This is a genomic window from Adlercreutzia mucosicola DSM 19490 (assembly GCF_000422625.1).
Classification (GTDB): domain Bacteria; phylum Actinomycetota; class Coriobacteriia; order Coriobacteriales; family Eggerthellaceae; genus Adlercreutzia; species Adlercreutzia mucosicola.
The window spans coordinates 1-2078 of record NZ_AUGK01000024.1 but is presented as its reverse complement, the minus strand read 5'-3'; the positions used below and the strand labels follow the sequence as shown (position 1 = coordinate 2078).

The 2078-nt window shown below is 55.9% G+C and carries 3 protein-coding genes; all 3 read right to left on the bottom strand.

Going from position 1 to position 2078, the window contains the following annotated elements; translation table 11 throughout:
• Nucleotides 1-69 precede the first annotated feature (69 nt).
• Nucleotides 70-1197 carry an RNA-directed DNA polymerase gene (locus tag G503_RS0110995; RefSeq protein ID WP_028027610.1) on the bottom strand — a complete coding sequence of 376 codons (1128 nt, stop codon included), beginning with the start codon at nt 1195-1197 and terminating at the stop codon, nt 70-72.
• A gap of 229 nt (nt 1198-1426) precedes the next feature.
• Nucleotides 1427-1534, bottom strand: a complete 108-nt coding sequence (locus tag G503_RS16960) for a hypothetical protein (RefSeq protein WP_371821109.1) — start codon at nt 1532-1534, stop codon at nt 1427-1429.
• A gap of 36 nt (nt 1535-1570) precedes the next feature.
• A partial coding sequence (locus G503_RS0110985) for a hypothetical protein (RefSeq protein WP_235715558.1) occupies nt 1571-2078 on the bottom strand: 508 nt, incomplete at its 5' end.

Here is a 2078-nt window from a genome sequence, read left to right as displayed (position 1 = left end):
TCTGGTCGGGATTACTTCCCTCTTCACGAACCCCGAAACTGGTTAGATATGATACAACATTTTTCCTGATTATTCATCTGAAATGACATCGCCCATAAGCTCCTTGAACAAAGCATCCATGCTGAGAACCGTTCTATGGGCGTCGAAATGGGTCATGCCGCCGCGCCAAGACTGGTAGGATTGCCAAACCTGCTCGAACGTCATCTTGCCCTCTCGGTAGAGCCTAGCCTGCTTCTTGAGCTTGCGGCGCTCTCTGGTGATGGACGCCCGACACGGCTTCACCACGATCCGTCCCGTCTCGGTGAAGAAGAACCGTTTCTTCAAGAAGGTGAATCCACGGGAGAGCTTCACGATCCTAGTCTTCTTCCAGTTGATGACGATGCCCAAGGTGGCGCACCTGTCAGCGATGACGGCCAGCGTCGCTTGCAGGACTGACTTGTCGAGACTGATTACATAGCTGTCGTCCATGTAGCGACCGTAGGCTTCCACACCGCACATTTCGGTGACCAGATGGTCTATCTCGTTCGGGTAGGCGATCGCGAGAATCTGATTAGGCTCGCTGCCGAGACCAAGGCCGACCTCTCCCTGAACGTCGATGAGGTGCTTGCTGAGCGCTATGACATCCTCGTCGTCCAGATACTTGTCGATCTGCGCCTTCACGCAGTCGTGGTCTATCCTGCCGAAATAATCCGAGAAGTCTATCAGCAGGATGTACCCTTCCGAGCCGTGCCGTCGCCAATGCCTAGCGAGCTGCTTCTTTAAGGTCATGATTGCGTAGTGGGTGCCGCGACCCTTCACGTTCGCCGAGTTGGACGATATAAGGCTCGGTGTGATGGCAGGGACAAGCACGTTCTGGGATAGGCTCTTGTGAACAACGCGCTCGCTGAACTTCACGGCGGCGATATGGCGCAGCTTTCCTCGCTCGTAGAGCGTGAAGCGGTTGAATCCCTTGCAAATATCGACACCATCCAACAGGTCGCGTCTCGATCTCACCGTGTTCCTGAGAACGTCTTTCATGTAGCGCTGGGTGGAGGACTTCCACATCACGCCGCGAGCAGCTTGGTGTGCCGCTCTGTAAAGGTTATCGAGGTCTGCCACCGCATCGAGGTCGAGACCTTCGAGCCGTTCTTCGCGCTTCTTAAGGCGAGCCTGTTCTCGCCTAACCCTCCGGGCGGCTCTGCGCTCTTCCGATTTCATGGCCGGTTCCCCGAGGAGGGCACCCCGCACGGCAGCAAGCGGATACTCTGATAGCCGCGTAGAGGAACGACATGAAACGTCGTAGAGCATCCGATACGACGCCATGCAAGCAGCGTCCGTCGCCCTCTGCGGGGTGCGTATTGACGGCACGAGTGCCGATGGTCACGTCTCCCTTCCTCTTCATGCTCGGCTTTCGGTTCTGAACCTACTCGGTCTGGCGTTAAGGGAATCAGGGCAGCGGGCGAACCCACGTGTTCGTAGCCGAATTGTTGTTGGCATTGCCATTGCTGTTGACATTGCACACGTTCGACGCCGACGCGCCGTTCGCGGAGCGCAGCCACCAGTTGACCCGCTAAACGAGACGTAACCGCGCTCATTGTAACTCACGCAGCCTTCTCAGCTCGTCCTCGTGGTCGCGAATCTCATCTTCTATAGAAGCAGTGCCGATGACCTTCACGCCCTTGCGAGCCTTCTTGAGGAGGTCGATCTCAAGATTGATTAGCTCAGCAAGCCGCTCGAATCTGGCGATCTTCGCCGGAGGATTCAGGTCGATAATCTGCTGCATGTCGAGACACAGCTGCTCGCAATCCGCTATAGCCAAGGTTAGGTAGCGCTTGCGCTCGTAGGCGTTCCTCGCGTTGCTCGGGTAGAAGCTGTCAGACCTGTTGATGTTGTAGAGGAGAGACCTCGCGGCTTCCATGGCCGGGACTGCGTTCAGGAACTTGCGCTTCTTGGGCACCACGGTTTCGGATGCGACCAGACGGTTGACTTCCTTGCTTATCTGAATCGCCGAGTTGTAGAACTCGAAGGTAGAGAGATTTCTGTTTCTAACGAAAATACCGCTCATAGTGGGTATCCTTCCAGAGAATCCGTACGAAGGT